Source organism: Prevotella sp. TCVGH (assembly GCF_023522295.1).
In the GTDB taxonomy this organism is placed as follows: domain Bacteria; phylum Bacteroidota; class Bacteroidia; order Bacteroidales; family Bacteroidaceae; genus Prevotella; species Prevotella timonensis.
The window spans coordinates 1-1,723 of sequence record NZ_QFFX01000133.1; the positions used below are offsets into that span (position 1 = coordinate 1).

Below are 1,723 nucleotides of genomic sequence, written 5' to 3' on the forward strand. Positions count from 1 at the left end.
CGTTGTTTCGTCTCCAGAAAGGAGGTGTTCCAGCCGCACCTTCCGGTACGGCTACCTTGTTACGACTTAGCCCCAATCACCAGTTTTGCCCTAGGCCGCTCCTTAACGGTTACGGACTTCAGGCACCCCCAGCTTTCATGGCTTGACGGGCGGTGTGTACAAGGCCCGGGAACGTATTCACCGCGCCATGGCTGATGCGCGATTACTAGCGAATCCAGCTTCATGGGGTCGGGTTGCAGACCCCAATCCGAACTGGGAGACACTTTGAAGATTAGACCAAACTTGCGTTAAGCCAACACTCTGTATGCCCCATTGTAACACGTGTGTAGCCCCGGACGTAAGGGCCGTGCTGATTTGACGTCATCCCCACCTTCCTCACACCTTACGGTGGCAGTATCCATAGAGTGCCCAGCATCACCTGATGGCAACTAAAGAAAAGGGTTGCGCTCGTTATGGCACTTAAGCCGACACCTCACGGCACGAGCTGACGACAACCATGCAGCACCTCCACCAGCGCCCCGAAGGGCCTCAACATCTCTGTATCGTTCGCTGGCAGTTCAAGCCCGGGTAAGGTTCCTCGCGTATCATCGAATTAAACCACATGTTCCTCCGCTTGTGCGGGCCCCCGTCAATTCCTTTGAGTTTCACCGTTGCCGGCGTACTCCCCAGGTGGGATGCTTAATGTTTTCACTTGGCCACTCATCCAAATAGGACGAATAGCGAGCATCCATCGTTTACCGTGCGGACTACCAGGGTATCTAATCCTGTTTGATACCCGCACTTTCGAGCATCAGCGTCAGTTATGCTACAGTAAGCTGCCTGCGCAATCGGAGTTCGTCATGATATCTAAGCATTTCACCGCTACACCATGAATTCCGCCTACTTCCTGCATACTCAAGTCGACCAGTTCGCGCTGCAAGCCACCGGTTGAGCCGGTATATTTCACAACACGCTTAATAGACAGCCTACGCTCCCTTTAAACCCAATAAATCCGGATAACGCCCGGACCTTCCGTATTACCGCGGCTGCTGGCACGGAATTAGCCGGTCCTTATTCATGTGGTACCTGCAATGCATGACACGTCACGCACTTTATCCCCACATAAAAGCAGTTTACAACCCATAGGGCCGTCATCCTGCACGCTACTTGGCTGGTTCAGGCTCTCGCCCATTGACCAATATTCCTCACTGCTGCCTCCCGTAGGAGTTTGGACCGTGTCTCAGTTCCAATGTGGGGGACCTTCCTCTCAGAACCCCTACTGATCGTCGCCTTGGTGGGCCGTTACCCCGCCAACAAGCTAATCAGACGCATCCCCATCCATAACCGCTAAACCTTTAATCGTTATTTGATGTCAGCAAACGATATCATACGGTATTAGGCCGTCTTTCAACGGGTTATCCCGTAGTTATGGGAAGGTTGGATACGCGTTACTCACCCGTGCGCCAGTCGTCATCAAGGAAAGCAAGCTTTCCTCATGTTACCCTGCGACTTGCATGTGTTAAGCCTGTAGCTAGCGTTCATCCTGAGCCAGGATCAAACTCTACATTGTAAAATATATTTGAAATGGAAAAGATAAAACATATAAAGCTTACGCCATATACCCCTATCTCAACCAACTTCGTTGTCTCTGTTCAGAACGAAACTCCAGAATTTAAAAGTATTCTCACCTTAGTTCTTTTCTAATGAATTGAACGGTTCGTAAAACTTGTTACCTATGTATTTA

The 1,723-nt window shown here is 50.6% G+C and carries 1 rRNA gene; it reads right to left on the minus strand.

The annotated features are described in order from the left end of the window. Positions 1-17: 17 nt before the first annotated feature. Positions 18-1,549 (minus strand): 16S ribosomal RNA (locus DEM91_RS12430). Positions 1,550-1,723: the final 174 nt, after the last annotated feature.